General features: G+C 58.9%; 16 protein-coding genes. 6 read left to right on the top strand and 10 right to left on the bottom strand.

All coding sequences use genetic code 11. The features are described from left to right. Nucleotides 1–180 precede the first annotated feature (180 nt). From ACYZTS_RS19575 to tpx, 5 genes are all read right to left on the bottom strand, one after another. A complete protein-coding gene (locus ACYZTS_RS19575) occupies nucleotides 181–1,662 on the bottom strand; it encodes an efflux transporter outer membrane subunit (RefSeq protein WP_461991381.1) in 1,482 nt (493 codons plus the stop codon). Then, a complete protein-coding gene (locus ACYZTS_RS19570) occupies nucleotides 1,659–4,766 on the bottom strand; it encodes an efflux RND transporter permease subunit (RefSeq protein WP_461991379.1) in 3,108 nt (1,035 codons plus the stop codon). The genes ACYZTS_RS19575 and ACYZTS_RS19570 overlap by 4 nt, the downstream gene beginning before the upstream one ends. Next, nucleotides 4,763–7,867 carry an MdtB/MuxB family multidrug efflux RND transporter permease subunit gene (locus ACYZTS_RS19565; protein ID WP_461991377.1) on the bottom strand — a complete coding sequence of 1,035 codons (3,105 nt, stop codon included), beginning with the start codon at nucleotides 7,865–7,867 and terminating at the stop codon, nucleotides 4,763–4,765. Before ACYZTS_RS19565 ends, ACYZTS_RS19570 begins: the two co-directional genes overlap by 4 nt. Further along, entirely contained in the window at nucleotides 7,864–9,177 is a 1,314-nt protein-coding gene (locus ACYZTS_RS19560; RefSeq protein ID WP_461991375.1) for an MdtA/MuxA family multidrug efflux RND transporter periplasmic adaptor subunit, read from the bottom strand. The genes ACYZTS_RS19565 and ACYZTS_RS19560 overlap by 4 nt, the downstream gene beginning before the upstream one ends. A gap of 180 nt (nucleotides 9,178–9,357) precedes the next feature. After that, on the bottom strand, nucleotides 9,358–9,858 hold the full coding sequence (gene tpx, locus ACYZTS_RS19555; protein WP_028620605.1) for a thiol peroxidase: 501 nt from the start codon (nucleotides 9,856–9,858) through the stop codon (nucleotides 9,358–9,360). A 336-nt stretch (nucleotides 9,859–10,194) separates the two neighbouring features. On the opposite strand from tpx, the gene ACYZTS_RS19550 reads away from it, so the two are divergent. Then, entirely contained in the window at nucleotides 10,195–11,595 is a 1,401-nt protein-coding gene (locus ACYZTS_RS19550; RefSeq protein WP_461996486.1) for a DUF1254 domain-containing protein, read from the top strand. Nucleotides 11,596–11,663: 68 nt separating this feature from the next. Here ACYZTS_RS19550 and ACYZTS_RS19545 read toward each other — a convergent pair whose 3' ends face one another. The 4 genes from ACYZTS_RS19545 to ACYZTS_RS19530 all read right to left on the bottom strand — a co-directional run bounded on the left by ACYZTS_RS19545 (nucleotide 11,664) and on the right by ACYZTS_RS19530 (nucleotide 14,162). Further along, nucleotides 11,664–12,335, bottom strand: coding sequence for a DUF3313 domain-containing protein (locus ACYZTS_RS19545; RefSeq protein ID WP_028620603.1), 672 nt, complete (start codon nucleotides 12,333–12,335; stop codon nucleotides 11,664–11,666). Between the two features lie 137 nt (nucleotides 12,336–12,472). Then, complete coding sequence (locus ACYZTS_RS19540; RefSeq protein ID WP_461991373.1) at nucleotides 12,473–12,967, bottom strand: hypothetical protein; 495 nt, start codon at nucleotides 12,965–12,967, stop codon at nucleotides 12,473–12,475. Nucleotides 12,968–13,102: 135 nt separating this feature from the next. After that, nucleotides 13,103–13,621, bottom strand: a complete 519-nt coding sequence (locus ACYZTS_RS19535) for a GNAT family N-acetyltransferase (RefSeq protein ID WP_461991371.1) — start codon at nucleotides 13,619–13,621, stop codon at nucleotides 13,103–13,105. Nucleotides 13,622–13,721: 100 nt separating this feature from the next. Further along, the gene (locus ACYZTS_RS19530; protein ID WP_461991369.1) at nucleotides 13,722–14,162 is read right to left on the bottom strand and encodes a carboxymuconolactone decarboxylase family protein; all 441 of its coding nucleotides are present in this window, start codon (nucleotides 14,160–14,162) and stop codon (nucleotides 13,722–13,724) included. 231 nt (nucleotides 14,163–14,393) lie between these two features. On the opposite strand from ACYZTS_RS19530, the gene pdxR reads away from it, so the two are divergent. The 3 genes from pdxR to ACYZTS_RS19515 all read left to right on the top strand — a co-directional run bounded on the left by pdxR (nucleotide 14,394) and on the right by ACYZTS_RS19515 (nucleotide 16,763). Beyond that, complete coding sequence (pdxR, locus tag ACYZTS_RS19525) at nucleotides 14,394–15,827, top strand: MocR-like pyridoxine biosynthesis transcription factor PdxR (protein ID WP_461991367.1); 1,434 nt, start codon at nucleotides 14,394–14,396, stop codon at nucleotides 15,825–15,827. Between the two features lie 123 nt (nucleotides 15,828–15,950). Beyond that, nucleotides 15,951–16,244, top strand: a complete 294-nt coding sequence (locus ACYZTS_RS19520; protein ID WP_028620598.1) for an antibiotic biosynthesis monooxygenase family protein — start codon at nucleotides 15,951–15,953, stop codon at nucleotides 16,242–16,244. A gap of 99 nt (nucleotides 16,245–16,343) precedes the next feature. Next, nucleotides 16,344–16,763: a cupin domain-containing protein gene (locus ACYZTS_RS19515; RefSeq protein WP_028620597.1), complete on the top strand. Its 420-nt coding sequence runs from the start codon at nucleotides 16,344–16,346 to the stop codon at nucleotides 16,761–16,763. A gap of 301 nt (nucleotides 16,764–17,064) precedes the next feature. Here ACYZTS_RS19515 and ACYZTS_RS19510 read toward each other — a convergent pair whose 3' ends face one another. After that, the gene (locus tag ACYZTS_RS19510; protein WP_461991364.1) at nucleotides 17,065–21,966 is read right to left on the bottom strand and encodes an NAD-glutamate dehydrogenase; all 4,902 of its coding nucleotides are present in this window, start codon (nucleotides 21,964–21,966) and stop codon (nucleotides 17,065–17,067) included. A gap of 503 nt (nucleotides 21,967–22,469) precedes the next feature. Here ACYZTS_RS19510 and ACYZTS_RS19505 point away from each other — a divergent pair. Both ACYZTS_RS19505 and ACYZTS_RS19500 read left to right on the top strand, forming a co-directional pair. Further along, nucleotides 22,470–22,823 (top strand): hypothetical protein, encoded by a 354-nt coding sequence (locus ACYZTS_RS19505; protein ID WP_461991363.1) that lies wholly within the window; start codon nucleotides 22,470–22,472, stop codon nucleotides 22,821–22,823. 277 nt (nucleotides 22,824–23,100) lie between these two features. Beyond that, entirely contained in the window at nucleotides 23,101–24,060 is a 960-nt protein-coding gene (locus ACYZTS_RS19500) for an AAA family ATPase (protein WP_003218556.1), read from the top strand.

Raw genomic sequence — 24,060 nt, 5'->3', positions numbered from 1 at the left:
ATGAAACGCTTGTTTCAAAATTTTACTTCAACGACGAAAGCCCCAAGTCCGTAGCAGCTGCCGAGCCCGCGAGGCTGCGTCCGATGGCGTAGCCGTCGCCAGACAGTCAGTTGCGGTGACAGGTTTACGACCGCTGCGCGCTCTAACGCAGCCTCGCGCGCTCGGCAGCTGCTACCACAATCAGCGTTTTTCAGGCGGCTGCAGCGCGCCGTCCCAGCCGCCGCCCAGTGCTGCGATCAATTGGACGCTGGCGATCAAACGGTTCTGCATCAAATCGAGCATATTGCGCTCGTTGTTCAGCGCGGTCGCCTGCACGACGACGACATCGAGATAGGCAATCACCCCGGCCTTGTATTGGTTTTGTATCAGGCGCAACGATTCTCGCGCCGCGTCCAACGCCTGCTGGCGAACGGCCGATTCGTCTTCCAGCACTTTAAGCTGCACCAGATAGTTTTCCACTTCTCGGAACCCGTCGAGCACGGTTTGCCGGTAGGCAGCAACAGTCTCATCGTAAGCCGCCTCGCTGCGATCGACTTCCGCCGAGCGCTGACCACCGTCGAACAAAGTCATCGCCAGTTGTGGGCCAACCGACCAGAAGCGGTTGGGCACACTGATCCAGTTGTTGGTCGTGCTGCTGCTATAACCGCCGTTCAGACTCAGCGTGAAGTCCGGGTAATACGCCGCTTTGGCGACACCGATGTTCGCGTTGGCCGCCATCACCGAACGCTCGGCCGAGGCGATATCCGGCCGCCGCTCGAGCAATTGCGACGGCAGCTCCAATGGCACAGCAGGCAGTGCAGGAATGTCCGTGGTTTCGGCAATGCTGAACTCAGCCGGTGGTACGCCAGTCAGCACCGCGATGGCATTCTCGAACTGTGCCCGTTGCCAGATCAGGTCAACCATCTCGGCTTCGGTGCTTTTCAGTTGTGTTGTCGCCTGCGCCACCGCGTCTTTGCCGGAAACACCTGCGCGATACTGGTTTTCGGTCATTTTCAGCGAGCGCTGATAGGCCTCGACAGTGGCCTGCAACAGGCGGCGCTGTTCATCGATCACGCGTAACTGAAGGTAGTTCTGCACCAGTTCCGACTGCTGACTCAGGCGCATCGCTGCCAGATCGGCAAAGCTCGCCTCGGCATTCGCGGTGTCGGCTTCGAGCCCCCGGCGCAATTTGCCCCAGACATCGGCTTCCCAACTCACCCCGGCCTGGGCCGTGTAGGTGTCGCGAATACCGCTGGAGGAGCTTGTCAGGCTGGAACTACTGCTGCCGGTGCCCTGGCTCGAACGGTTTTTGCCGACACTCAGATCCACCGTCGGGAAAAATGCCCCACGCGCGCTGCGGACCAACGCTTGCGCCTGGCGATATTGTGCTTCCGACTGCGCAACCGTCTGGTTGGAGCGGTTGAGTTGCTCGATCAGCTCATTGAGCTGGCGGTCTCCGTACAACTCCCACCAGGCCCCACGTGCCAGGGAATCGCTCGGGTTGGCCTGACGCCAGCCAGCCGCTTCCTTGTATTGCACCGGTGCGGCGGCCTGTGGACGCTGGTAATCCGGGCCGATGGCGCAGCCACTGAGCAGCGCCACGCACAGCGTGAGGCTCAGTAAACGCGCCCCTCGCACGGTGATCAGCGATGTAGGCAGACGGGTGAGCGAACGGTCAGTCATAACGGGGTTTCCAAAGCAGCATCGGTACGCACCCCACGCCAGTGGTTGAAACGATGGCGCAGTTTGTCGAGATAGAGGTAAACCACCGGAGTGGTGTAAAGGGTCAGCACCTGACTGAAAATCAGCCCGCCGATAATGGTCAGGCCCAGCGGCTGGCGCATTTCCGCACCTTCGGCACGGCCGAGCAGCAGCGGCAAGGCGCCGAGGATCGCCGCCAGCGTGGTCATCAGAATCGGTCGCAGGCGTTGCAGGCAGGCACTGCGGATTGATTCAAGCGGCGCCAGGCCCTGATGCCGCTCCAGTTGCAGGGCGAGGTCGATCATCAGAATGGCGTTCTTCTTCACCACGCCAATCAGCAGGAACAGCCCCAACAACGAGATCAGGCTGAACTCACCGCCCAGCACGTAGATCGACAACAACGCGCCGACCCCGGCCGACGGCAAGGTCGAGAGGATGGTCAGCGGATGAATATAACTTTCATACAACACGCCCAGCACCAGGTACACCGCCACCAGCGCCCCCAGAATCATCCACGGCTGACTCTTTTGCGTTGCGGCAAATGCGTCGGCAGTGCCGGACATTTTCGCGATGACTCCTTCCGGCAAGCCAACCCGGGCGATGGCCCGCTCGATGGCAGCGGTGCCCTGCTCCACCGTCACGCCTTCGGCCATGTCGAACGAGATGTCTTCGGAGGCGAACTGACCTTCGTGGCTGACCCGATCTTCTGCCAGGCTATTTTCGTAGTGGGCAATCGTCGACAACGGAACTCGTGCGCCGTCGGCGGTGATGACCTTGAGCTGGTTGAGGGTAATCGGGTCCTGCGCGTACTTCGGATTGACCTCCATAACCACCTGATACTGGTTGAGGCTGTCGTAGATCGTCGAGATCTGCCGCTGGCTGTAGGCGTTGTTCAACACCGACGTCACCATGTTCATGTCGACGCCCAGGCGTTTGGCCTGATCACGGTCGACTATCAGCGTCACCTGCTGCGCGCCGCTCCCTTCGCGAGCATCGATCGCGGTCAGCTCCGGCAATGCCTTCAGCGCCGTCACCACTTTTGGATACCACGCGCGCAACAGGCTCAGGTCACCGCTTTGCAGGATGTAGGAATATTGCGAGGTCGTCTGTTCGCGCCCGCCGCCGAATTGCAGGTCCTGATCGGCCATCAGCATCAGCTGCGCCCCGGGGACCTTGGGCATTTCCTTGCGCAGTTGTTCGATGACCTTTTGTGCATTGACGCCGCGTTCCTTGATCGGTTTCAGACGCACGAGCATGAAGGCGTTATTGGTACCGTTGTTGCCACCAATGAACCCCGCGACGCTTTCCACTGCGGGATTCTTCAACACCTCGCGGCGGAAAATCTCCATTTTCGGCTGCATCACGGTAAATGACAGCCCGTCATCACCGCGGACAAAACCGATCAGTTGACCGGTGTCCTGCTGAGGCATAAATGTCTTGGGAACAACGACATACAGCGCGATGTTCACGCCGATTGTGACGATAAGGCTGAGCAACGTCAGGCGTCGATGACGCAATACCCAATCAAGGCTGGTGGCGTATTTGCCGACCATCCAGTCGTTGGTACGCTGACTCCAGCGTTGCAGACGATTTTCCTGGCCCGGCGTGTGCGGCTTTAACCACCGCGCGCAGAGCATCGGCGTCAGCGTCAGCGAGACCACCAGCGAGACGATGATGGAAGCCGCCAGAGTGATCGAGAACTCCCGGAACAGACTCTCGACGATACCGCCCATGAACAGAATCGACAGGAACACTGCCACCAGCGACACGTTCATCGACAGCAGGGTGAAACCCACTTCTTCCGCGCCCAGGTACGCGGCCTTCATCGGCGGCACGCCTTGGTCGATGTGCCGGGAAATGTTTTCCAGCACCACGATGGCATCGTCGACCACCAGCCCGGTCGCCAGAATCAGCGCCATCAGCGACAGGTTGTTCAGCGAGAATCCGTACAGGTACATCACCGCAAAGGTGCCGACCAGCGAGACCGGCACGGCCAATGTCGGAATCAGCGATGCGCGGAAATTGCCGAGGAACAGGTACACCACCAAAATCACCAGAGCCACGGCAATCAGCAAGGTCATCTCGGCCTCGTGCAGCGTAGCCTTGATCACCGGCGAGCGGTCCATCGCCAGATTCAGCTTCACACTGGCCGGGAGCACCGCTTGCAAGGCCGGCAGCTGCGCCTTGATTTCGTTGACCGTCTCGATGATGTTGGCACCGGCCTGCCGGTTGATCACCAACAGCACGGCAGCATCGTTATTGAAGAAACCGCTGTTGTAACGGTCCTCGACACCGTCACTGACCTTGGCCACGTCCTTCAGGCGCAGCGCGGCACCGTCCGCGTAGTGAATAATCAGCGACTCATAATCCTTGGCCTTTTCCAGTTGATCGTTGGCTTGCACCTGCCACAGCCGCTCGCCGTCTTCGACCGAACCTTTGGGTCGTCGCACGTTGGCATTGGCGATGGTGTTACGCACATCGTCCAGCGCCACGCCGTACTGATTGAGCGCCTGCGGCTCGAGTTCGATGCGCACCGCCGGTAACGAACTGCCGCCGATCTGCACCTCACCGACGCCCTGCACTTGCGACAGGCTCTGCGACAGAATGGTCGAGGCCAAATCGTAGAGCTGGCCCTTTTCCAGCACGTCCGAGGTCAGCGACAGCACCATGATTGGCGCCTGGGAGGGGTTGACCTTCTTGTAGGTCGGCATGCTGCGCATCCCGCTGGGCAGCAGATTGCGTGAAGCGTTGATTGCTGCTTGCACCTCTCGCGCCGCACCGTTGATGTCGCGGTCGAGGTCAAACTGCAAAATCACCCGGGTCGAACCCTGGCTGGAGCGGCTGCTCATGGTGTTGACGCCGGCGATGGCGCCAAAGGAGCGTTCCAGCGGGGTTGCCACGGTCGACGCCATCACCTCTGGACTGGCCCCGGGCAAGCTGGCCTGCACCACGATCACCGGGAAATCCATCTGCGGCAGCGGCGATACCGGCAACAAGCCGAAACTCACGCCGCCGAGCAGCATGATCGCCAGGCTCAGCAACATGGTGGCGACCGGGCGCTTGATGAACGGTCCGGACAGATTCATGGCTGCTCAACCACGGCTGCCGGCTCGGATCTGCGCCCCCAGCGGCGGCCGAGACGGTCGAAGTACAGATAGATGACCGGCGTGGTAAACAGCGTCAGCACCTGGCTCAGCAGCAGGCCGCCAACCATGACCAGACCCAACGGCTGACGCAGCTCCGCGCCGGAGCCGGTGGCCAGCATCAAAGGGACAGCGCCGAACAACGCCGCCAGTGTGGTCATCAGAATCGGCCGGAAACGCAAAAGCGCCGCCTGATAGATCGCCGTTTCCGGGTCCAGGCCCTGATTGCGCTCGGCGTCGAGGGCGAAGTCGATCATCATGATCGCGTTTTTCTTGACGATACCGATCAGCAAGATGATGCCGATGATCGCGATCATCCCCAGATCGTTGCCGCTCAACAGCAACGCCAGCAAAGCGCCAACCGCCGCCGAGGGCAAGGTGGAGAGAATCGTGATCGGGTGAATATAGCTTTCGTACAGCACGCCGAGCACGATGTACATGGTCACCACCGCAGCCAGAACCAGCAGCAAGGTGCTCGACAGTGATGCTTGAAAAGCCTCGGCCGCGCCCTGGAACTGGGTCTGCACGCCAATCGGCATGCCGATGTCCTGCTGCACCTGTTCAATGATCTCTACGGCATGCCCCAGCGCCACGCCGGGCGCCAGGTTGAAGGACATCATCACCGCCGGAAACTGGCCAATGTGGGTGATCGCCAGTTGCGCCTGTCGCTCTTCGATACGCGCCAGGCTCGACAGGCGTACCTGCCCGCCATCGGTAGTTTTGACGTGAATCTGATTCAGCGCATCCGGGCCGATTTTCTCGCCCGACTGCGATTGCAGGACCACCCGGTACTGGCTGGCCTGGGTGTAGATAGTGGAAATTTGCCGCTGACCAAAGGCATCGTAAAGCGCATCGGTAATATTCGACACCGATACGCCGACCCGCGACGCCGCATCCCGGTCGATCACCAGATAGACCTGCAAACCTTTGTCCTGCAGGTCACTGGCAACATCGGTCAGCTCCGGCCGCAGAGCCAAAGCCTCAACCAGTCGGCCGCTCCACAGGCTGAGCAATTCCGAGTCCGGCGACGACATGCTGAACTGATATTGCGTGCGGCTGACGCGGTCTTCGATAGTCAGGTCCTGCACCGGCTGCATGAACAGGCGAATGCCGGGCAGTTTGTCCAGTTCGGGTTGCAGACGACCGATCACTTGCGTCGCGCTCAAGTCGCGATCGCTGTGAGGCTTGAGGTTGATCAGCAGGCGTCCGCTGTTGAGCGTCGAGTTGTCACCGTCCACGCCTATGTAGGACGACAGGCTTTCAACTGCCGGGTCCGCCAGAATCACTTTCGCCAGACCTTGTTGACGCTCGCTCATCGCCGCAAACGAAATCGACTGCGGGGCCTCGGAAATGCCTTGGATGACCCCGGTGTCCTGCACCGGGAAAAAGCCCTTGGGCACCACCATGTACAGAAACACGGTCAAGGCCAGCGTACCGACAGCGACCAGCAGCGTGAGCGGCTGATGCTTGAGAACCCACGTTAACTTGCGCCCGTAAGCAGCGATCATCCAATCAATTGTTGCGCCACTGGCACGGTAGAAACGGCCCTGCTCTTCTTCCTTCGGCTCGCGTTTGAGCAAGCGTGCGCACATCATCGGCGTCAGTGTCAGAGACACCACCAGCGAGATGAGAATGGCCACCGCCAGGGTGATCGCAAACTCGCGGAACAGACGCCCCACGACGTCGGCCATGAACAGCAGCGGAATCAATACCGCGATTAGCGACAGCGTCAGGGAAACCAGGGTAAAGCCGATTTGTTTGGCGCCCTTGAGCGCCGCATTCATCGGGCTTTCGCCTTCTTCGATGTAGCGGGAAATGTTCTCCAGCATCACGATGGCATCGTCGACCACAAAACCGGTGGCGATGGTCAACGCCATCAAGGTCAGGTTGTTGACCGAAAATCCCGCGAGATACATCACGCCAAAGGTCCCGATCAGCGACAGCGGCACGGCCACCGACGGAATGATCGTGGCACTGAAACGCCGCAGGAACAGAAACGTGACCATGACCACCAGCGCGATGGCGATCAGCAGTTCGTGCTGCACGTCGGTGACGGAAGCGCGGATAGTCTGGGTGCGGTCGGTCAGTACGGTGACATCCAGGCCAGCGGGCAGGTTGTCAGTGATGCTCGGCAATAACGCTTTGATTCGATCAACCACTTCGATGACGTTGGCACCGGGCTGGCGTTGAATATTCAGCAGCACGGCCTGGTTTTCGTTGGCCCATGCAGCCAGACGCTCGTTCTCTGCCCCGTCGACGATTTCCGCGACATCCTTGAGCCGCAGCGGCGCGCCATTGGCGTAAGCCAGGATCAGGTTGGCGTAATCTTCGGGCGAAGTCAGTTGATCGTTGGCGTCGAGCATCGATACGCGCGTCGGGCCGTCGAAATTGCCTTTTGGTTGGTTGACGTTGGAAGCGCCGATCAGCGTGCGAACATCCGACAGGTTCAAACCATTGGCGGCGAGCGCTTCGGGGTTGACCTTGATCCGCACCGCCTGACGCTGACCGCCGGCAATACTGACCATGCCGACGCCGCTGATCTGGGCGATTTTCTGCGCCATGCGCGTGTCGACCAAGTCATTCAGTTTGGGCAGCAGCATCGTTTTCGACGTGATGGCCAGCGTCAGTACCGGGGTGTCCGCCGGGTTGACCTTGTTGTACACCGGCGGCGCGGGCAAATCGTCTGGCAGCAAATTGGTCGCCGCATTGATCGCCGCTTGCACCTGCTGCTCGGCGACGTCCATGTTGATGTCGAGACTGAAACGCAGCGTCAGCACCGAGGCGCCGCCGGAGCTGGTCGAAGCCATCTGGGTCAGGCCGGGCATCTGCCCGAACTGACGCTCGAGCGGCGCAGTGACCGCACTGGTCATCACGTCCGGACTGGCGCCGGGGTACATCGTCATCACGCGGATGGTCGGGTAATCGACCTGGGGCAAGGCCGATACTGGCAGCAGGCGATAGGCAATCACACCGGCCAGAATAATAGCCAGCATGCTCAGGGTCGTCGCTACCGGACGCAGGATAAACAGCCGCGAGATGTTCATGCGCCGCCCTTTTTCGCCTTGTCGGTAACGCTCACATCCGGCGCCGTGGCGGCCGATTTGCCCTGCAGGTGTTCAGTGGGGGTGGTCGGCACATCCTTGCTGTCACTGACCACTTCCACTTCGCTGCCTTCCTTCAGACGATCGGTGCCTTCCAGGACCACGCGGTCACCGGCAGTCAGACCCTCGGTCACCACCGTATGCTCGCCATCGCTGGCGCCGATTTTCAATGCGCGGATCGTGACCTTCTTGTCGCCGTCCAGTGCATAGACGAAGGTGCCATTGGTGCCGAACTGGATCGCGGCCGAAGGCGCCAGGACCACGTCTTTCAGCGTGTCAGCCAACAGATGAACGTTGACGAACTGATTGGGAAACAGGGCCTGATCGCGGTTGTCGTAACGGGCCTTGAATTTGAGGGTGCCGGTGGTCACGTCGATTTGGTTATCGAGGCTCTGCAGCACGCCGGTGGCCTGGATTTTGGTGTCGCCACGGTCCCAGGCCTCGGCGGGGAGTTTGGCACCCGAGCGGTAACGGGTCAGCACCACGTCAAGGCTGTTTTCCGGCAAGGTGAAGGCGACGCTGATCGGTTGCGTCTGGGTGATGATCGCCAGCGCAGTGGTGTCATTGGCGGCGACCAGGTTGCCGACGTCGAGTTGACGCAAGCCGACGCGGCCAGCAATCGGCGCGCGTATTTTGGTGAATTCCAGGTTGAGTTTGGCATCGTTGACCGCTGCCTGATTGGTTTTCACAGTGCCCTGATATTGGCCCACCAGCGCTTCGGCGGTGTCCAGCGTCTGCTTGGCAATACTGTCTTCGCGGAACAAACCGCGGTACCGCTCGACATCGACCTGAGCGTTTTTCAACTGTGCCTGATTCTGCAGCAACGTGCCCTGGGCCTGGAGCAAGGCGTTCTGGTAAGGACGTGGATCGATTTCAGCCAGCAGATCGCCCGCCTTGACCATTTGCCCTTCTTCGAACGAGATCTTGATCAGCTCGCCGCCGACCCGGCTGCGCACGTTGATGGTGTTCAGCGCCGTCACCGTGCCCAGCGCCTTGTAATAGAGCGGGAAGTCGCCCCTCACTGCTGGCGCCACACGTACCGGAATGGCCCCCGCTGCGCCGCCGAAGCCTGGACGCATGCCACCCGCCCGGCCGGTTTGCCCGGCAGCCGCTTTCTGCCCGGCCCCTTCTTTTGGCGCAGCGCTGTTCGGCCAGAATTTCCAGCACAGCACAGCGACGACCAACAGGACGAGCAAGCCGAATAGCCAGCGACGGGAATTACGGGGAGAGGATTGCATTGAATGATCAACCATTGGGCGCGAGAGCTTCTTTTACAGGAGGCTGAACGATAAGCACTGGAGCGACTTAAGCAAAGCGCCTTTACCGGCAATTTACCTTCTGCTTACGTAACAGGAGATTTAACTAAAGCGTTGAAGCACAAATGAAAACGGCCTGGCGGAGGGGCCAAGCCGTTATCAATTGTAATGGTTTGCTTATTTCAGAACAGACAGAGCCGCTTCGTAGTTCGGCTCTTCAGCGATTTCCTTGACCAGTTCGCTGTGCAGGACATTGTCATTTTCGTCCAGTACCACGACGGCACGGGCGGTCAGGCCTTTCAACGGACCGTCGGCTATTGCCACGCCATAGCTTTCAATGAACTCGGCGCCGCGCAGGGTCGACAGGTTCTGCACGTTTTCCAGACCTTCAGCGCCGCAGAAACGGGCCTGAGCGAATGGCAGGTCAGCAGAGATGCACAGCACGACGGTGTTGGCCAGTTCATTGGCCTGGGCGTTGAACTTGCGCACCGAAGTGGCGCAGGTCGGGGTGTCGACGCTTGGGAAAATGTTCAAAATTTTGCGCTTGCCGGCGAAGCTCGCCAGGGTCACGTCGGACAGATTGCCGGCCACCAGAGAAAAGGCTGGCGCCTTGGAACCGGCTTGTGGCAGTTGGCCGTTGACTTGAACCGGATTGCCTTTGAGAGTGACTTGAGCCATGAACGGAGTCCTTCTGAACGTTGATATGGAAATTCGACGAGGCAGAAGTTAACCATGAAATGCGCCGGGGACCTATGGCCGGATACAAAATGGAAAGGTTCACCTTCCGTTCACACTATTACGGGTGGTCAGTGGCGATGATTTTCTGCATCTGTAAGAATCACCGGCTGCTGCCGCTGCGTGCAAATAACTCGAATCAATCCCCCTGCTGGTGCCCCCCACGTTTACTGCTAACTTCAGTAGAACGCTCCACTGCGTTTGCTTGATTCAATGTCATTTTGGCTATCAGGAATTTTCGATATGCACGGTGCAATTCGCGCGGCGGGCTACAGCTTGATGATCTTGTTCGTAAGTTGCGGCGTGGGCGCTCAGGACCTTGCCAGCGGTGACAAAACCAGCTTCAGCGCAACTCCGCAGGAAGCGCGGGCAATCGCCAAGGAGGCCTATCTTTATGGTTTTCCGATGGTGGAGATGTACAAAACCCTGTACACCCAGGCCGTAGACGACCAAAGCCAGAATTTCAAAGCACCGCTGAACCAGATCGGCAACACTGCCACGGCTTTCACCGCACACGACACCGCATTCGTCACACCAAACGCCGACACGCCCTACTCGTTCGTCTGGATGGACCTGCGCAACGAACCGCTGGTATTGACGCTGCCGCCCATTGATGAAAAGCGCTATTACTCAGTACAACTGATCGACGCCTACACGCAGAATTTCGCCTACCTCGGCACGCGGAGCACCGGTAATAACGGCGGTCGATTTTTGATTGCGGGGCCGGACTGGCAGGGTCAGCCACCCGACGATGTTGATCGCCTGCTGCGCAGTGAAACCAATATTGCGTATGCGCTATACCGCACGCAGTTGTTTGATGCCAACGACTTGAGCAAGGTCAAGGACATCCAGGCAGGCTATACCGTTGAGAAGCTTAGCGATTATATGAAACAGCAAGCCCCGCCGCCGGCGCCGAACATTGATTGGCCAAAACCCGCGCCCACCATGAGCGACACCCCTGACCTGTTCCGCTACCTGAATTTCATGCTGACATTCGCTCCGGCTCAGGACGCTGAAAAACCGTTACTGGCGCGTTTCAAAGAGATCGGCATCGAGGCCGGCAAGCCCTTCAATGTCACTGATCTGAGCCCCGATCAGCGCCAGGCACTGGAAGACGGTATTGCAGACGCCAAGGCGGAATTCGCCACGCTCAAAAAAGCCCGGATCGATACTCACCAGGTCACCAGCGGTGATTTTTTCGGCTCACGCGATCATCTCAAAGGTAATTATCTGTACCGCTACGCGGGCGCCAACATGGGGATTTTCGGTAATTCGTCGGAAGAAGCCGCCTACATCGGCTATTTTGCCGACAAGGACGGCCAGCCATTAGACGCTTCCAGGAGGAGTTACACCCTGCGGTTTGACAAAGACGCCCTGCCCCCGGCCGAGGCGTTCTGGTCATTGACGATGTACAACGGCAAAAACAAACTCCTGGTAGCCAACCCGCTGAACCGCTACCTGATCAACTCGCGAATGTTGCCGGAGCTGTCCATGGATACCGACGGGGGTCTGACGCTTTATGTGCAACGCGACGCGCCAGCCGAGGCGCTGCAGAGTAACTGGCTGCCGGCGCCGGACGGGCCTTTTTTCGGAGTGTTACGGCTGTATCTGCCGAAACCTCAAGTGGCCGATGGTCAGTGGAAAATGCCGTTGTTGACATCGGGTAGTCGTCAGGAATAAGTGCTTGGTACCGGAGGAAGCGAGCCTCCTCCGGGCCCCTTGGAAAAATATCCAGCAAGCTCAGCGCATCATTCTGACTTCAGTTTCACGTACGACTGATGCATGTCCGCCGCCCAGCCATCGATCACGGCTTTCACATCATCAGCTTTCATGACTTGGGCTTCATTCTCCAGCGGCTTGCCGATGCCTTTGCGCACCACCTGCGCCACGACATTGTTGCTGCCGCCATCGAGAAACACTGCTTCCGTGGCCAGATCGGTTTCCTGATCACGAATACCGGTGGCAGTGCTCACCGCTGCCGCTACCAGAGCAATCGGAATCACTTCGTAAGGTTTGAGGCCTTCGGTCTTGCTGCTGACCGCCGTGATGGCGGCTCGAACCACGATCACGCCGGGGCCAGGGCCGGCCGCAAGTGGCAGTGATTTGCTGATTTCGCGTTTGAGCGCTTGATCGTAGTAACTGGTAATACCGTTCAGCGTCGCTTGAGGAATTTTGGCGGTCGCCTGCGGCTGGGGATAGAGCTGGGTTGGTTCGATGTAGACGCTGGTGAACTTGTCGATGTCGATCTTCGGGTCGATCCAGCGCATTACCGTCGCACCCGAAGGTGATTTGGTTTCGCGTAACTGACTATAGTCCTTGAGAAAGCCGGAATACTGGTCTGGATCAACCACTTTGCTGGAGCAACCCACCAATCCAATTGAGACCACACACAGGGTGCTCACCATCACTGCTAGCTTCATGCTGTAACTCCTGGGTCGACAATCGTCTGAAGACGGGTGTTACAGGTATAGCCAATGATGAGGTATTTGTTATGAAAATCGAAAAATTCATATAAAGGAGCACACCGCTGCACGGCTAGCGCCCGACCTCATTGTGATCAACCGCGCTCGCGGGGAATCAGGCTCTGCAACTGCTGGGCGAGGAAATTCGCATCAAACGCAAACGTGTCCGGGTCTTTCAAACCGTTGGTTTTGCGCCATTGCCAGTTGTTCGACGGCGGCTGGCAGACCAGCGAAATGCTGCCATAACGCGCGGCAGTCAGGCCCATCACGGCCAGCGAAATCTGGCCGGCGGAACCCATCACGTCAGGCACGAATTCAACAGGCTTGCCGGCGATCACGATGCTCAGCTTTTCCGTCTTGAACGTAGACGTCTCCACTGGAACGCTCGGCCCTGAAGCAACGTACGTCTCGCGGCTGACTACCAACAGGTTCGGCGCCTTGACCGGCTCCAGCCATTGCTGGATCTCATCGAACAGCGCGCCAATGCGCGTCGCCCACACGGCCGATTGCGACTCGAACTGTTGTTTCTTGTGCGCTTCACTGTCTGCATAGAGACGAAGCATTTCGCCCAATTGCTGTACGTCGTCCATTGCGGTGATCCTTTGATTCAAGCGGTGCTACGGACATTGAGCATGGCAGATGCGCGACCGCGGCGTACGACTAAAACGCCTGAGCGGTCAATCCGTTGATGGACCGCCAGACGTAGGCGCCGGCCGACCGATTGATCATGCCCCGAGCGTACGCCGCAGACGGGCCATGCTTAACGTGTCCACCAGTCTGCCGTCGCGCACCGCATAGTCGCGGAACAGCCCTTCAGTCTCGAAACCGAACTTGCGGTACAAGCTAATGGCAGCTTCATTGTCGGCATACACCGAGAGCTCGACCCTTTGCAGGTTCATCCAGTTGTCGGCAATGTCCAGCGCCGTCGCCAGCAGTTTCGAGCCAACGCCTTTGCCCTGCCATGCCGGCAGCACGCCCATGCCAAAGCTGCCGGCATGACTGCGGCGCACGCGCGAAAATTGTTCCAGGCCCATGTGGCCGATGACTGTCCCCTGATGCAGCGCCACCAGCTTTACAGCGCGCTCGTCCTCTGCCGCCAGACGCTTGCGCCAGAGCTCGGTCGATTGGAAAGGCATTTGCAGGACCTGACGGGTCACCGCCGGGTCGTTATAGAGCGCGGTGACACCCTCGATGTGAGATTCGTTGAAACGTTCGAGCGTGATGACGTTGTTGCTGACAGGCATGGGTGATTCTTCCTTGAGATCCTTATGGCCATTCACTCTACAACGTGTTCTGCCGCCAAGGCGACTAACTAGCCCCGCTTGCGAATGCATTGAGCACTCCCTATGTACTAGGCGTCTGCCGAAAACTCACCGCCAGCCGATTCCAGCTGTTGATGGTGTTGACCGCGATGGTCAGGTCTACCATTTCAACGTCACTGAACTGCCCACGAGCCTCTGCGTAGACAGCGTCCGGAACCCGCGTCTCGGCGAGCAGGGTTACCGCTTCGGTCCATGCCAGCGCCGCCCGTTCGCGCAAGCCGAAGAAATTGCTGTCGCGCCAGACCGCGATCGCATAGAGCCGACGCTCAGTCTCGCCCAGACGCCGCGCATCGAGCGAATGCATGTCGGTGCAAAAGGCGCAGCCGTTGACTTGCGAGGCGCGGATCTTGATCAGTTGGAGCAAAGCGGGTTCGATGCTCAAGTTGCTGGTCAAGGCCTCCATGGCGATCATGGCTTTCATCGCTTTGGGCGATGCGCTGTAGTAATCCAGACGTGGATTCATGCCGGCCTCGGGATTGGATAGGTGCAGTCCACCTTAGGCTCGGACGGGCGGGCGTTACAGATCCAATTCTGCGGAATACCGGTGGACCATCTGTCACAGCACGCCAATCGCGGGTTTTTTCTCTACGCAACTTCTGCCGACTGGCGCATGCGGTACTCTTTGCGACGGTCTGCTGAACGCAGGCATGCGCGAATTCAAAGCGCTCTCTTCGGCCAAGGAGCCCTTGTCGGTATGGAACTTCATGTAGTCATCAACGGCCGCAAGGACCTCGCAGGCCAGCTCTACAACCAATTGCGCAGTGCGATCGAATCCGGTCGTTTGGCAGCGGGCACACAACTGCCGCCCAGTCGATTGCTCGCCGAGCAACTGGGGATTTCGCGCAAGACCATTTCCGATACCTACGCGCAACTCACCTACGAAAACTTCCTCACCGGCGTGATCGGCAAAGGCACTTACGTGAATGCGCGGCCGGCAAAAGTCATGCGCAAGCAAAGCCATAATGAGCTGGCCAGTTTTGAGGTCATCGAGTCGTGGCGCAACATGCCAGAGTTTCTACGCCACCCTACGCTGGAAGCGTGCCTGCGCTACGATTTCATCGGCGGCGCCACCAGCAGAGGCCAGTTTCCTCAGGATGACTGGCGACGCTGCACCGCCCACGCCCTGCGTCAGGTCGGCGCTGCCAAAGGGCTTTATAGTGAGTCCGAGGGCCTCGCACCGCTGCGCAGTGCGATCGCCCGACACATCGCATTTTCACGCGGGGTCATTTGTCAGGACAAAGACGTAGTGGTCTGCAACGGTGCGCAACAGGCGCTGGACCTGATTTCGCGTGTGACGACGCGGCCTGGCAGCCTGGTTGCCGTCGAAGATCCCGGTTATCCGCCCGCGCGACTGCTGTTCGGGTCTCACGGGGCCACGGTTGTCGGCGTGCCGGTGGACGCCGAGGGTATTCAGGTTGAGCTGATTCCGGACGGCACTCAGCTAATTTATGTGACACCGTCGCACCAGTTTCCCCTCGGCATGCCGATGAGTCAGGCGCGTCGCGTAGCGCTGCTGGAACGGGCGCACGAACTGGGCGCACTCATCATCGAGGATGATTACGACAGCGAATTTCGCTACGAGGGACGGCCGACCGATTCGCTGCAAAGCATGGACGAGCGCGGGATCGTCGCCTACGTCGGGACGTTTTCGAAAACCCTGCTGCCCGAGCTGCGCCTCGGCTACACGATTCTGCCGCCAGCGATTCTCGACGCCGTTATTCGCGCCAAACACCTCACCGACCGCCACACCTCTACCCTGCCCCAATGGACGCTGGCCAAATTCATTAGCGAAGGCTGCCTGCTCAAGCACATCCGGCGCTGTCACACCATTTACGCCGGGCGCCGTGAACGCATTCTGGTACGCATCGCCAGTGATCTTTCACCGTGGCTTGAAGCCGTGCCGATCACGGCCGGTTTTCACATGGTGCTCATGTGCAAAGTCCCGGTAGACCTGGCATTGGTCGTGGAGTTGGCGAAAAAGGTCGAGGTCGGGCTTTACCCTATCGCCCCCTTTTTCTACGAGCGAGCATCACAAAACGGCTTGTTGATGGGATTTGGTGCGATCGAAACCCTGGACATCGATATCGCTCTGGACCGACTGCGCGACATTCTCCAGCAGGTCGCCTGAGGCATTGGTCTGGCGCTTTATCCGGCGATTGGTTATTGGCGATGAAGGGATGCAGGCCTATTCTGCATGGGCGTTATCTCTCAGTGAGCAGGATTCGTCCGGCCTGATTCAGGAGTGTGAGTAATGTCCCCCGAAGTGATCAATACCGTAAAAGTCCAAGCCGCCGCTGGACGCTCGGAAGAGCTTGGCAGGCAATTGCAGAAAATTGTCGAAACCCTGCGCGAACTGCCCGGCTGTGACTCATATATGGTCGACCGCTGTCCCGAAGACAGTAACCGCTGGACGGTCAGCGCACGTTGGCAATCGGAAGCCGCCATGCACATGCATTACAACTGCCCCGAAGTGCAAGGCTTCATCGGCCTGATCGATAGTCGCTTGGCCAACAGCGTCGACTTCAACAGTTTTCCCCTCGTATGAGCGCAAATTGGTCACCTTGTCTTCACGAGTATTGGCTGTTTGATTGCTCAGGCTGGCAAATTACTGTGGGTCCAACGACAACACCACGGGTAACTATCCATGAAAGCCTTGCGTTTCTGTGCTGCCTGCATCGCCGTCGTGACGCTGAGCGTTGCGCCCTCGACTTTCGCCGATGAGACCGAAGATCCTTCGGAGAAAGTGAAGGTGTTGCAAGAACAGATGCTGAAAAACGTGCCCGGCAAGAAAGCGATGATGATCGAGGTCGACTACAAGCCCGGCCAGTCATCCATCGCTCACAAGCACGAGGGTACAGCGATGGCCTACGTACTATCCGGCGCTGTCACCTCTCAGGTTAAAGGTGAGAAGACCCACACCTATAAAGCAGGCGAATATTGGTACGAACCTGCTGGTTCGGAACATCTGGTGTCGAAAAACGCCAGCACGTCAGCGCCCGCGAAACTTCTGGTATTCATGGTGCTGTCCCCCGACGAGAAAGTGTTGGTCCCATTGGAAAACTGATAGCTGCGGGATCAGCCATGAATAAACCGGCTCGAATGATTGATTCGGGCTCGTTGCGGATATTAACGAACAGTAGAGAGTGCAAGTTCGGGCGTAATGAAACAGGCTAAAAGTTGTCTTGAGGCGGATGGCTCAATCGCTGGCAAGCCAGCTCCAGGTTTTGCGTTGACCACAGATTTGCGAGCGCCATCAACCTTGGAGCTGGCTTGCCAGCGATCAGGGATCGCGCCCGTACCCTGAACCTTCAGACACAAAAAAACCCCGCATCTCTCAATGCGGGGTTTTTTCATTCAGCCGTCGATCAGACCGCCGGCTCCAGCTCGGCGTTGGCCGTAGCAGGGGCCGCAATGACCGCCTGCCCGCTCAACGCCAGATCCAGCAACTCGCGGTTGGCGACCGCGTACATGGCGTAGTCGGTGCCGCTTGCTGCACGGATTTCCACCAGCATGGCGCGCCAGCGGTCGATCATGCTCTTGTGCTCTTCCATCCACAGTGCCAGGCGTGTTTCCACGTCCTGAGTACCGTCGCCCTGCTGCAGAACGGAGATGGTGATCGCACGTTGCTGCCAGTCGACGTCATCGCGGAACGCTTCACGGGCCAGGGCCTGCCAGTTGTTTTCAACCGGCAGAGCGCTGATCTGTTGCAGGTACCAGGTGATGTCAAGCGCACTGCCCACGGCGAAGTAAGCCTTCGCCACGTCCGCAGGGTTCTGGCCGGTTACGTCGGACGCTTCGATGATCGGCAGCAGCGTATATAGGTGCGAAGTACCCGCCACCATACGCGCAAGCAATTCCGGCACACCGGCTTCGACGTACGCCTCATAACGCGCCTGCCAGTTTTCGTGGATTTCGCCACTCAGCAGTTCGTCGAGCTTGAGACCCAACTCCTTCAGATGCGGACCAAAGTGCGCAACGTCACGGGCAGCGTTCTGCTCATTGCGACGGGCACGCAGGAACCAGCGCGTAGCGCGACGGCCCAGGCGCATCAGCTCGTCCATCAGCTCCAGTTGCACGTCGGCGGAAACCTGGTAATCCAGGGCTTCGATCTGACGGAACCAGTGCGGAAGGTGAAAGATATCCCGAACAATTACATACGCACCCGCCACATTCGCCGGGCTCATGCCGGTCGACTCTTTGAGTCGCTGCACGAAAGTGATGCCCATGTGGTTGACCAGATCGTTGGCGATCTGGGTGCTGACGATCTCACGCTTCAGACGGTGACGACGCATGGCTTGCGAGAACTTGCTCACCAGACTTGGCGGGAAAGCGGTTTCCATATCGCGCGTCAGGTAATCGTCATCCGGTACCTGGGAGTTGAGCAGCGCTTCCTTGAGGTCGATCTTGCTGTAGGAGATCAGCACCGACAGCTCGGCACGGGTCAGGCCGTGGCCTTCCGCGACACGCTCGTTGAGCGCCTCTTCAGCCGGCAGGAACTCGATCGCGCGATCCAGCTTGCCGCGACCTTCCAGGTCGTTCATCAGACGCTTGTATTCGGCAATCCGCACGAAGGCACGACGGGCCGCCAGCGACAAGGCCTGAGTCTGCTTGTAGTTGTTGCCGAGCACCAGATTGCCGACTTCGTCAGTCATGCTGCCGAGCAACTGGTTACGTTGCTTCTCGGTCATGTCGCCCGCCTGAACCACTTCGTTCAGCAGGATCTTGATGTTCACTTCGTGGTCGGAGCAGTCCACGCCACCGGCGTTATCGATGAAGTCGGTGTTGGAGCCACCGCCATTCAGACCGAATTCGACACGACCCAGTTGGGTCATACCGAGGTTACCGCCCTCGCCCACGACCTTGCAGCGCAGTTCGTTGCCGTTCACGCGCAGCGCATCGTTGGCCTTGTCGCCCACATCGGCGTGGCTTTCGGTGCTGGCTTTGACGTAAGTACCGATACCGCCGTTCCACAGCAAATCCACTGGTGCCTTGAGCAAGGCGTTCAGCAGTTCGGTTGGGGTCAGCTTGTCAGCCTTAATGTCGAAACGCTCTTTCATCTGCGGGGAAATCGCGATGCTTTTCGCGCTACGGGAGAAGATCCCGCCGCCTTCGGACATGATGCTGGTGTCGTAATCCGTCCACGCCGAACGCGGCAGATCGAACAGGCGCTGACGCTCGGCGAAGCTGTTCGCTGGCGTAGGGTTTGGATCGATGAAGATGTGCAGGTGGTTGAAGGCAGCGACCAGTTGCAACTTGTCGGACATCAACAAACCGTTACCGAACACGTCACCGGCCATGTCGCCGACGCCCACTACCGTAATGCTGTCTTCCTGAACATTGATGCCGCGCTCACGGAAGTGGCGTTGAACGCCGACCCATGCGCCCTTGGCAGTGATGCCCATTTTCTTGTGGTCGTAACCGGCCGAGCCACCCGACGCAAACGCGTCGCCGAGCCAGAAGCCATAGTCGATGGCGATGCCGTTGGCGATGTCGGAGAAGGTTGCAGTGCCCTTGTCCGCCGCAACCACCAGGTACGGATCATCGTCGTCATGGCGCACGACGTTGACTGGCGGAACCAGTGCGCCGTCCTTCAGGTTGTCGGTGATGTCCAACAGGCCCGAGATGAAAATGCGGTAGCAGGCGATGCCCTCGGCCGCGATCTCGTCACGGCTCCCGCCCAGAGGCAAGCGACGCGGCAGGAAGCCACCCTTCGCACCCACCGGCACGATGACCGAGTTCTTCACTTGCTGGGCTTTTACCAGGCCCAACACTTCGGTGCGGTAGTCTTCTTCACGGTCGGACCAGCGCAGACCACCGCGAGCAACGTTGCCGAAGCGCAGGTGCACGCCTTCGACTCGCGGCGAGTAAACGAAGATTTCAAACTTCGGTACCGGCTTCGGCAGCTCTGGAATCTGGTGCGGGTTGAACTTGAAGCTGAAATAGGACTTGTTCTGACCGTTGGCATCGGTCTGGTAGAAGTTGGTCCGCAGTGTGGCTTTGATCAGGTCCAGGTAGCGACGCAGAATACGGTCTTCGTTCAGCACCTGAACGTCGTCCAGTGCGGTCAGAATCGCCTGTTCCAGACGTTGCTGCTTGTCTTCCAGATCATCGCTGGACAACTTGCGCGCCAGGTAGAAACGGGTTTTGAACAGCCGGGTCAATTCGCGAGCAATGTCGGTGTGGTTGTTCAGGGTGCTGGCGATGTAGCCCAGGTCGAAGCCCAGACGGATCTGCTTCATGTAACGGGCATAAGCGCGCAGCAGCGCCACGTCGCGCCACGGCAGGCCGGCGGTCAGCACCAGACGGTTGAACGCATCGTTTTCAGCATCGCCACGGACGATGTGCACGAAGGCGTCCTGCAAGGTGTCGTTGAGTTGCTGGATGTCGAGTTCCAGCCCTTCAGCGGCGGTGAACGCGAAATCATGAATCCAGAACTCGCGGCCATTGTTGTGGCGCAGGCGATAAGGGAACTCACCCAGCACGCGCAGGCCGAGGTTTTCCAGAATCGGCAAGACGTCGGACAAGGCCAGCGGGGTGTCGGCGTGATACAGCTTGCAGTGCAGCTCACGCTGACCGGACACCTGGCCCAGTGGCTGATAGAAGCTCATCACCAGTGGATTTTTTTCGGTCAGGCTCAGCAGGTGCTGCATATCGACCACCGCCGAATGCGCAGCGAAACGCTCGCGGTACCCCGCCGGGAAGCCTTTCGGGAAATCGGCCAGCACGTTGGTGCCGCTGGCTTCGCCGAAGCTTTCGACCGTCAGGCTGGCGTAGTCGTCCTGCCAGCTGCGGCAGGCTTGCACCACTTCTTTTTCCAGCAGAACCGGGTCGATGTCCAGACGGTTCTTCGGATCGACGCGCAGAATCAATTGCACGCGAGCCAGCACGGACTCGGAGAAGAAGGTCCAGAACTCGCAATCGGACGCTTTCAGGCGATCCATCAGCACTTGCTGGATTTTCTGGCGCACTTCGGTGGAATAGATGTCGCGCGGCACGTAGGCAAGGCAGTAGCAGAAACGGCCGTACGGGTCTTTGCGCAGGAACACGCGAATCTTGTTGCGTTCCTGGATCTGCACGATCGACATCACGGTGCTGAACAGCTCATCGACCGGGGTCTGGAACAGGTCATCACGCGGCAGCACTTCGACAACCTGCGCGAGTTCCTTGCCCAGGTGAGCCTTGGCCTGGAAGCCCGAACGGCGTTCGATTTCCTCGACCTTGCGGCGGATATACGGGATGACCCGCACACTCTCGCCATACACCGACGAGGTGTACAGGCCCATGAAGCGGCATTCCTTGATGACTTTGCCGTCGGCATCGATTTCGCGGATCGACACGTAATCCGGGTAAGCCGGGCGGTGTACACGGCTTGGATGCGCCGCTTTGGCAAACGACAGCAGGGTCGGTTCACGCAGGTAGTTGACCGCGTAATCTTCGATCCGCAGGTCTTCGTAGGTCAGGCCGCTGCGCAGCAGTTTGGTCAGACCGAGGAAGGAATTCTGGTCATAAACGATGTGGCCGCCGTCGGCTTCATCGCGCACCACGAACTCTTCGTAGCCGAGGAAGGTGAAGTGGTTGCCCACCAGCCATTCCAGGAAACTTTTGATTTCAGCTTTTTCTTCAGGATCGGCAGCGAACTGGCTGTTGTCCAGACCCGTGAGGATCTCGAGGACCTTGGCTTTCATCGGCTCGAAATCGGCGACCGCAACGCGGACTTCGCCGAGAACCTGCTCGAGCTCTTTGCTCAGAACATTCATCTCAGCCGCATTGGCGCAACGGTCGATTTCCAGGTACATCAGGGATTCTTGCAGGATCCCTTCGCCTTGAGTGCCCTTCGGCAGGATTTCCAGCAACTCGCCCTTGCTGCCGCGACGCACGCTCAGCACGGTGGTTTGCAGGGTGTGAATGCTGTAGCCGCGACGGTTCAGTTCGGTACGCACCGAGTCCACGAGGAATGGCAGGTCGTGGTGCAGCACTTCCACTGCAGTATGCGTGGACTGCCAGCCGTGGCGTTCGTAATCAGGGTTGTAAACGCGCACCTGCGGCTGCGCGTGATCGAAGCGCTCAAGCAGGCGCCATGCAGAAAGGGTGCAGCCAGCGAGGTCGGACAACCGACGCTGCGTCAGCTCGTCCAGGGAAATGATGCCGAAGAATTGTTCAGCGAACAGCGCCACTTGTGGCAGTGCCTGTTCACTGATGTGCTGCGCCAGTGCCGCTTGCAGTTGGTGCTGGAAGTCGGCTTTGCTGGCTGCGGTGAAGAACGCCATCTGTGGTACTCCGCTTGGGCTTGTTATTGATGGAAGCGTCGCGTGCAAAACCCCTTTCGGGGCAATCCGTCGCCCTGTTCCTGATTCTCGGGCAGAGGAAACAGGGTGACAGGTGGGTGAAGCTGGACGAGACACTCAGGTCACATTCACCGTCCATGAATGGGCATCTGCAAAAACGACTCTGCGATCAATTGCACAATGTCTTTACAGGTATCCATTCGATGCGCAGCTTAACCAGTGCGGCAAGGCCCGTGCTTGCGGTGCAGCGACATATTCGGTCATCGGAATGCAGGTTATGGACCGAGCCTGGAACAACACTAGCAGCCACAGCGCAAAATGGCCGGTTTATCCCAGTATTTGCGGCACTTGCGTACCGGAAATGACCAGCAACACACCGGTTGCTCGCGACACATCCTCTGACACCCTGACGAGCATTAATTCCCGGGTGCTGGCAGAATCGCCTTTTATCATGCTCACAACGCTCGCCGAGTCAGGATTACCCTATGCAAATGACCACCGCTCTCTTGATCGTCAACCCTTGTGATGAGGAAGAAGACAATATGGCCATGCTCGCCTGCCACAGCGAAAAGGGCGAAATGTTCCTGATGACGCGTTATCCGGACGAGGATGAGCTGGAAATTACCCTGGATGGTGAGCCTTCGACGCTGGACGGTGTGAAAGTCACCCTCAGCCCTACCCGCCTTCTCATCGAAATTGCCGCTGGCGATGCGGATGCGCTGAATGGGGATGATTCGCTGGAAATTACGCACAGCACGGATGCGGGGGATCTGGCAGAGGTTGAGGAGACTTTGCAGAATATTCTCAGGGGGAATGGGACTTATATCAGCGAGCTTTGATGGTGCCTTGGCCTGCCTCATCGCGAGCAGGCTCGCTCCCACATTGATCGCATCTCGATCAAGCAACTCGGTCACGGTGGGAGCGAGCCTGCTCGCGATGGGGCCGGAAAGAACACATCACCCTGTGCGCCTGCAATTTCTAACACTTTCACCCATCCATTCCCGCACTTTGAACAAATTGCCATTAGTCGCCGCCCCTCGCGATGCATTAAAGTAACGCCCCCAGCCCGGGCGTTGGCAAAACGTCTGCGGTCACCCTTTGCAGGAACAGTCATCGATGGAACATCGTGAAGCGCTGCTCGCGCTGCGAACCTTTCTTTCAACGCAGATTCTCGGCCAGGAAAAGCTCATTGAGCGCTTGCTCATCGCCCTGCTCGCCGACGGTCACATGTTGGTCGAGGGCGCTCCTGGTCTGGCCAAGACCAAGGCCATCAAAGAACTCGCTGAAGGCATCGAAGCCCAGTTCCATCGCATCCAGTTCACCCCGGACCTGCTGCCCGCCGACATCACCGGCACGGAAATCTATCGCCCCGAAACCGGCAGTTTCGTCTTCCAGCAAGGCCCGATCTTCCACAATCTGGTGCTGGCGGACGAAATCAACCGGGCGCCGGCCAAGGTGCAGTCAGCCCTGCTGGAGGCCATGGCCGAGCGTCAGGTCAGTGTCGGGCGCAGCACTTACGAGCTGTCGCCGCTGTTTCTGGTGATGGCCACGCAGAACCCGATCGAGCAGGAAGGCACCTATCCATTGCCCGAAGCGCAGCTCGACCGCTTCCTGATGCACGTCAAAATCGGTTTCCCGGATGCCGCCGTCGAGCGCCGCATCCTGCAGCAGGCCCGCGGCGAAGCGCTGAATGGCGAAACAAAACCGGAGCGCCGCGTCAGCCAGCAGGCCATTTTTGCCGCGCGCAAGGAAATCCTCGGGTTGTACATGGCCGATGCCGTTGAGGAATACCTGGTGCAGTTGGTCATGGCCACACGCACGCCGGCCAAGTTCGATCCGGAAATGGCCGAGTGGATCGCTTATGGCGCCAGCCCGCGAGGCTCGATCGCGCTCGACCGCTGCGCCCGCGCTCACGCCTGGCTGGCCGGGCGCGACTTCGTCAGCCCGGAAGACATTCAGGCGGTGCTGTTCGACGTATTGCGCCACCGCATCATTCTGTCCTTTGAAGCCGAAGCCGCGGGCATCGATCAGGACCGAGTGGTCCAGCGGATTCTTGACGTCGTAGCCGTCGCTTGA

The organism is Pseudomonas sp. TMB3-21 (genome assembly GCF_054898145.1).
The sequence above is the reverse complement of the archived record's forward strand: the minus strand, read 5'-3'. Positions and strand labels throughout refer to the sequence as shown.

Bases quoted from the DNA above. Each gene is read 5' to 3' on its own strand.
- ACYZTS_RS19575 (WP_461991381.1), bottom strand. From the start codon at position 1,662: ATGACTGACCGTTCGCTCACCCGTCTGCCTACATCGCTGATCACCGTG.
- ACYZTS_RS19570 (WP_461991379.1), bottom strand. From the start codon at position 4,766: ATGAATCTGTCCGGACCGTTCATCAAGCGCCCGGTCGCCACCATGTTG.
- ACYZTS_RS19565 (WP_461991377.1), bottom strand. From the start codon at position 7,867: ATGAACATCTCGCGGCTGTTTATCCTGCGTCCGGTAGCGACGACCCTG.
- ACYZTS_RS19560 (WP_461991375.1), bottom strand. From the start codon at position 9,177: ATGGTTGATCATTCAATGCAATCCTCTCCCCGTAATTCCCGTCGCTGG.
- tpx (WP_028620605.1), bottom strand. From the start codon at position 9,858: ATGGCTCAAGTCACTCTCAAAGGCAATCCGGTTCAAGTCAACGGCCAA.
- ACYZTS_RS19550 (WP_461996486.1), top strand. From the start codon at position 10,195: ATGATCTTGTTCGTAAGTTGCGGCGTGGGCGCTCAGGACCTTGCCAGC.
- ACYZTS_RS19545 (WP_028620603.1), bottom strand. From the start codon at position 12,335: ATGAAGCTAGCAGTGATGGTGAGCACCCTGTGTGTGGTCTCAATTGGA.
- ACYZTS_RS19540 (WP_461991373.1), bottom strand. From the start codon at position 12,967: ATGGACGACGTACAGCAATTGGGCGAAATGCTTCGTCTCTATGCAGAC.
- ACYZTS_RS19535 (WP_461991371.1), bottom strand. From the start codon at position 13,621: ATGCCTGTCAGCAACAACGTCATCACGCTCGAACGTTTCAACGAATCT.
- ACYZTS_RS19530 (WP_461991369.1), bottom strand. From the start codon at position 14,162: ATGAATCCACGTCTGGATTACTACAGCGCATCGCCCAAAGCGATGAAA.
- pdxR (WP_461991367.1), top strand. From the start codon at position 14,394: ATGGAACTTCATGTAGTCATCAACGGCCGCAAGGACCTCGCAGGCCAG.
- ACYZTS_RS19520 (WP_028620598.1), top strand. From the start codon at position 15,951: ATGTCCCCCGAAGTGATCAATACCGTAAAAGTCCAAGCCGCCGCTGGA.
- ACYZTS_RS19515 (WP_028620597.1), top strand. From the start codon at position 16,344: ATGAAAGCCTTGCGTTTCTGTGCTGCCTGCATCGCCGTCGTGACGCTG.
- ACYZTS_RS19510 (WP_461991364.1), bottom strand. From the start codon at position 21,966: ATGGCGTTCTTCACCGCAGCCAGCAAAGCCGACTTCCAGCACCAACTG.
- ACYZTS_RS19505 (WP_461991363.1), top strand. From the start codon at position 22,470: ATGCAAATGACCACCGCTCTCTTGATCGTCAACCCTTGTGATGAGGAA.
- ACYZTS_RS19500 (WP_003218556.1), top strand. From the start codon at position 23,101: ATGGAACATCGTGAAGCGCTGCTCGCGCTGCGAACCTTTCTTTCAACG.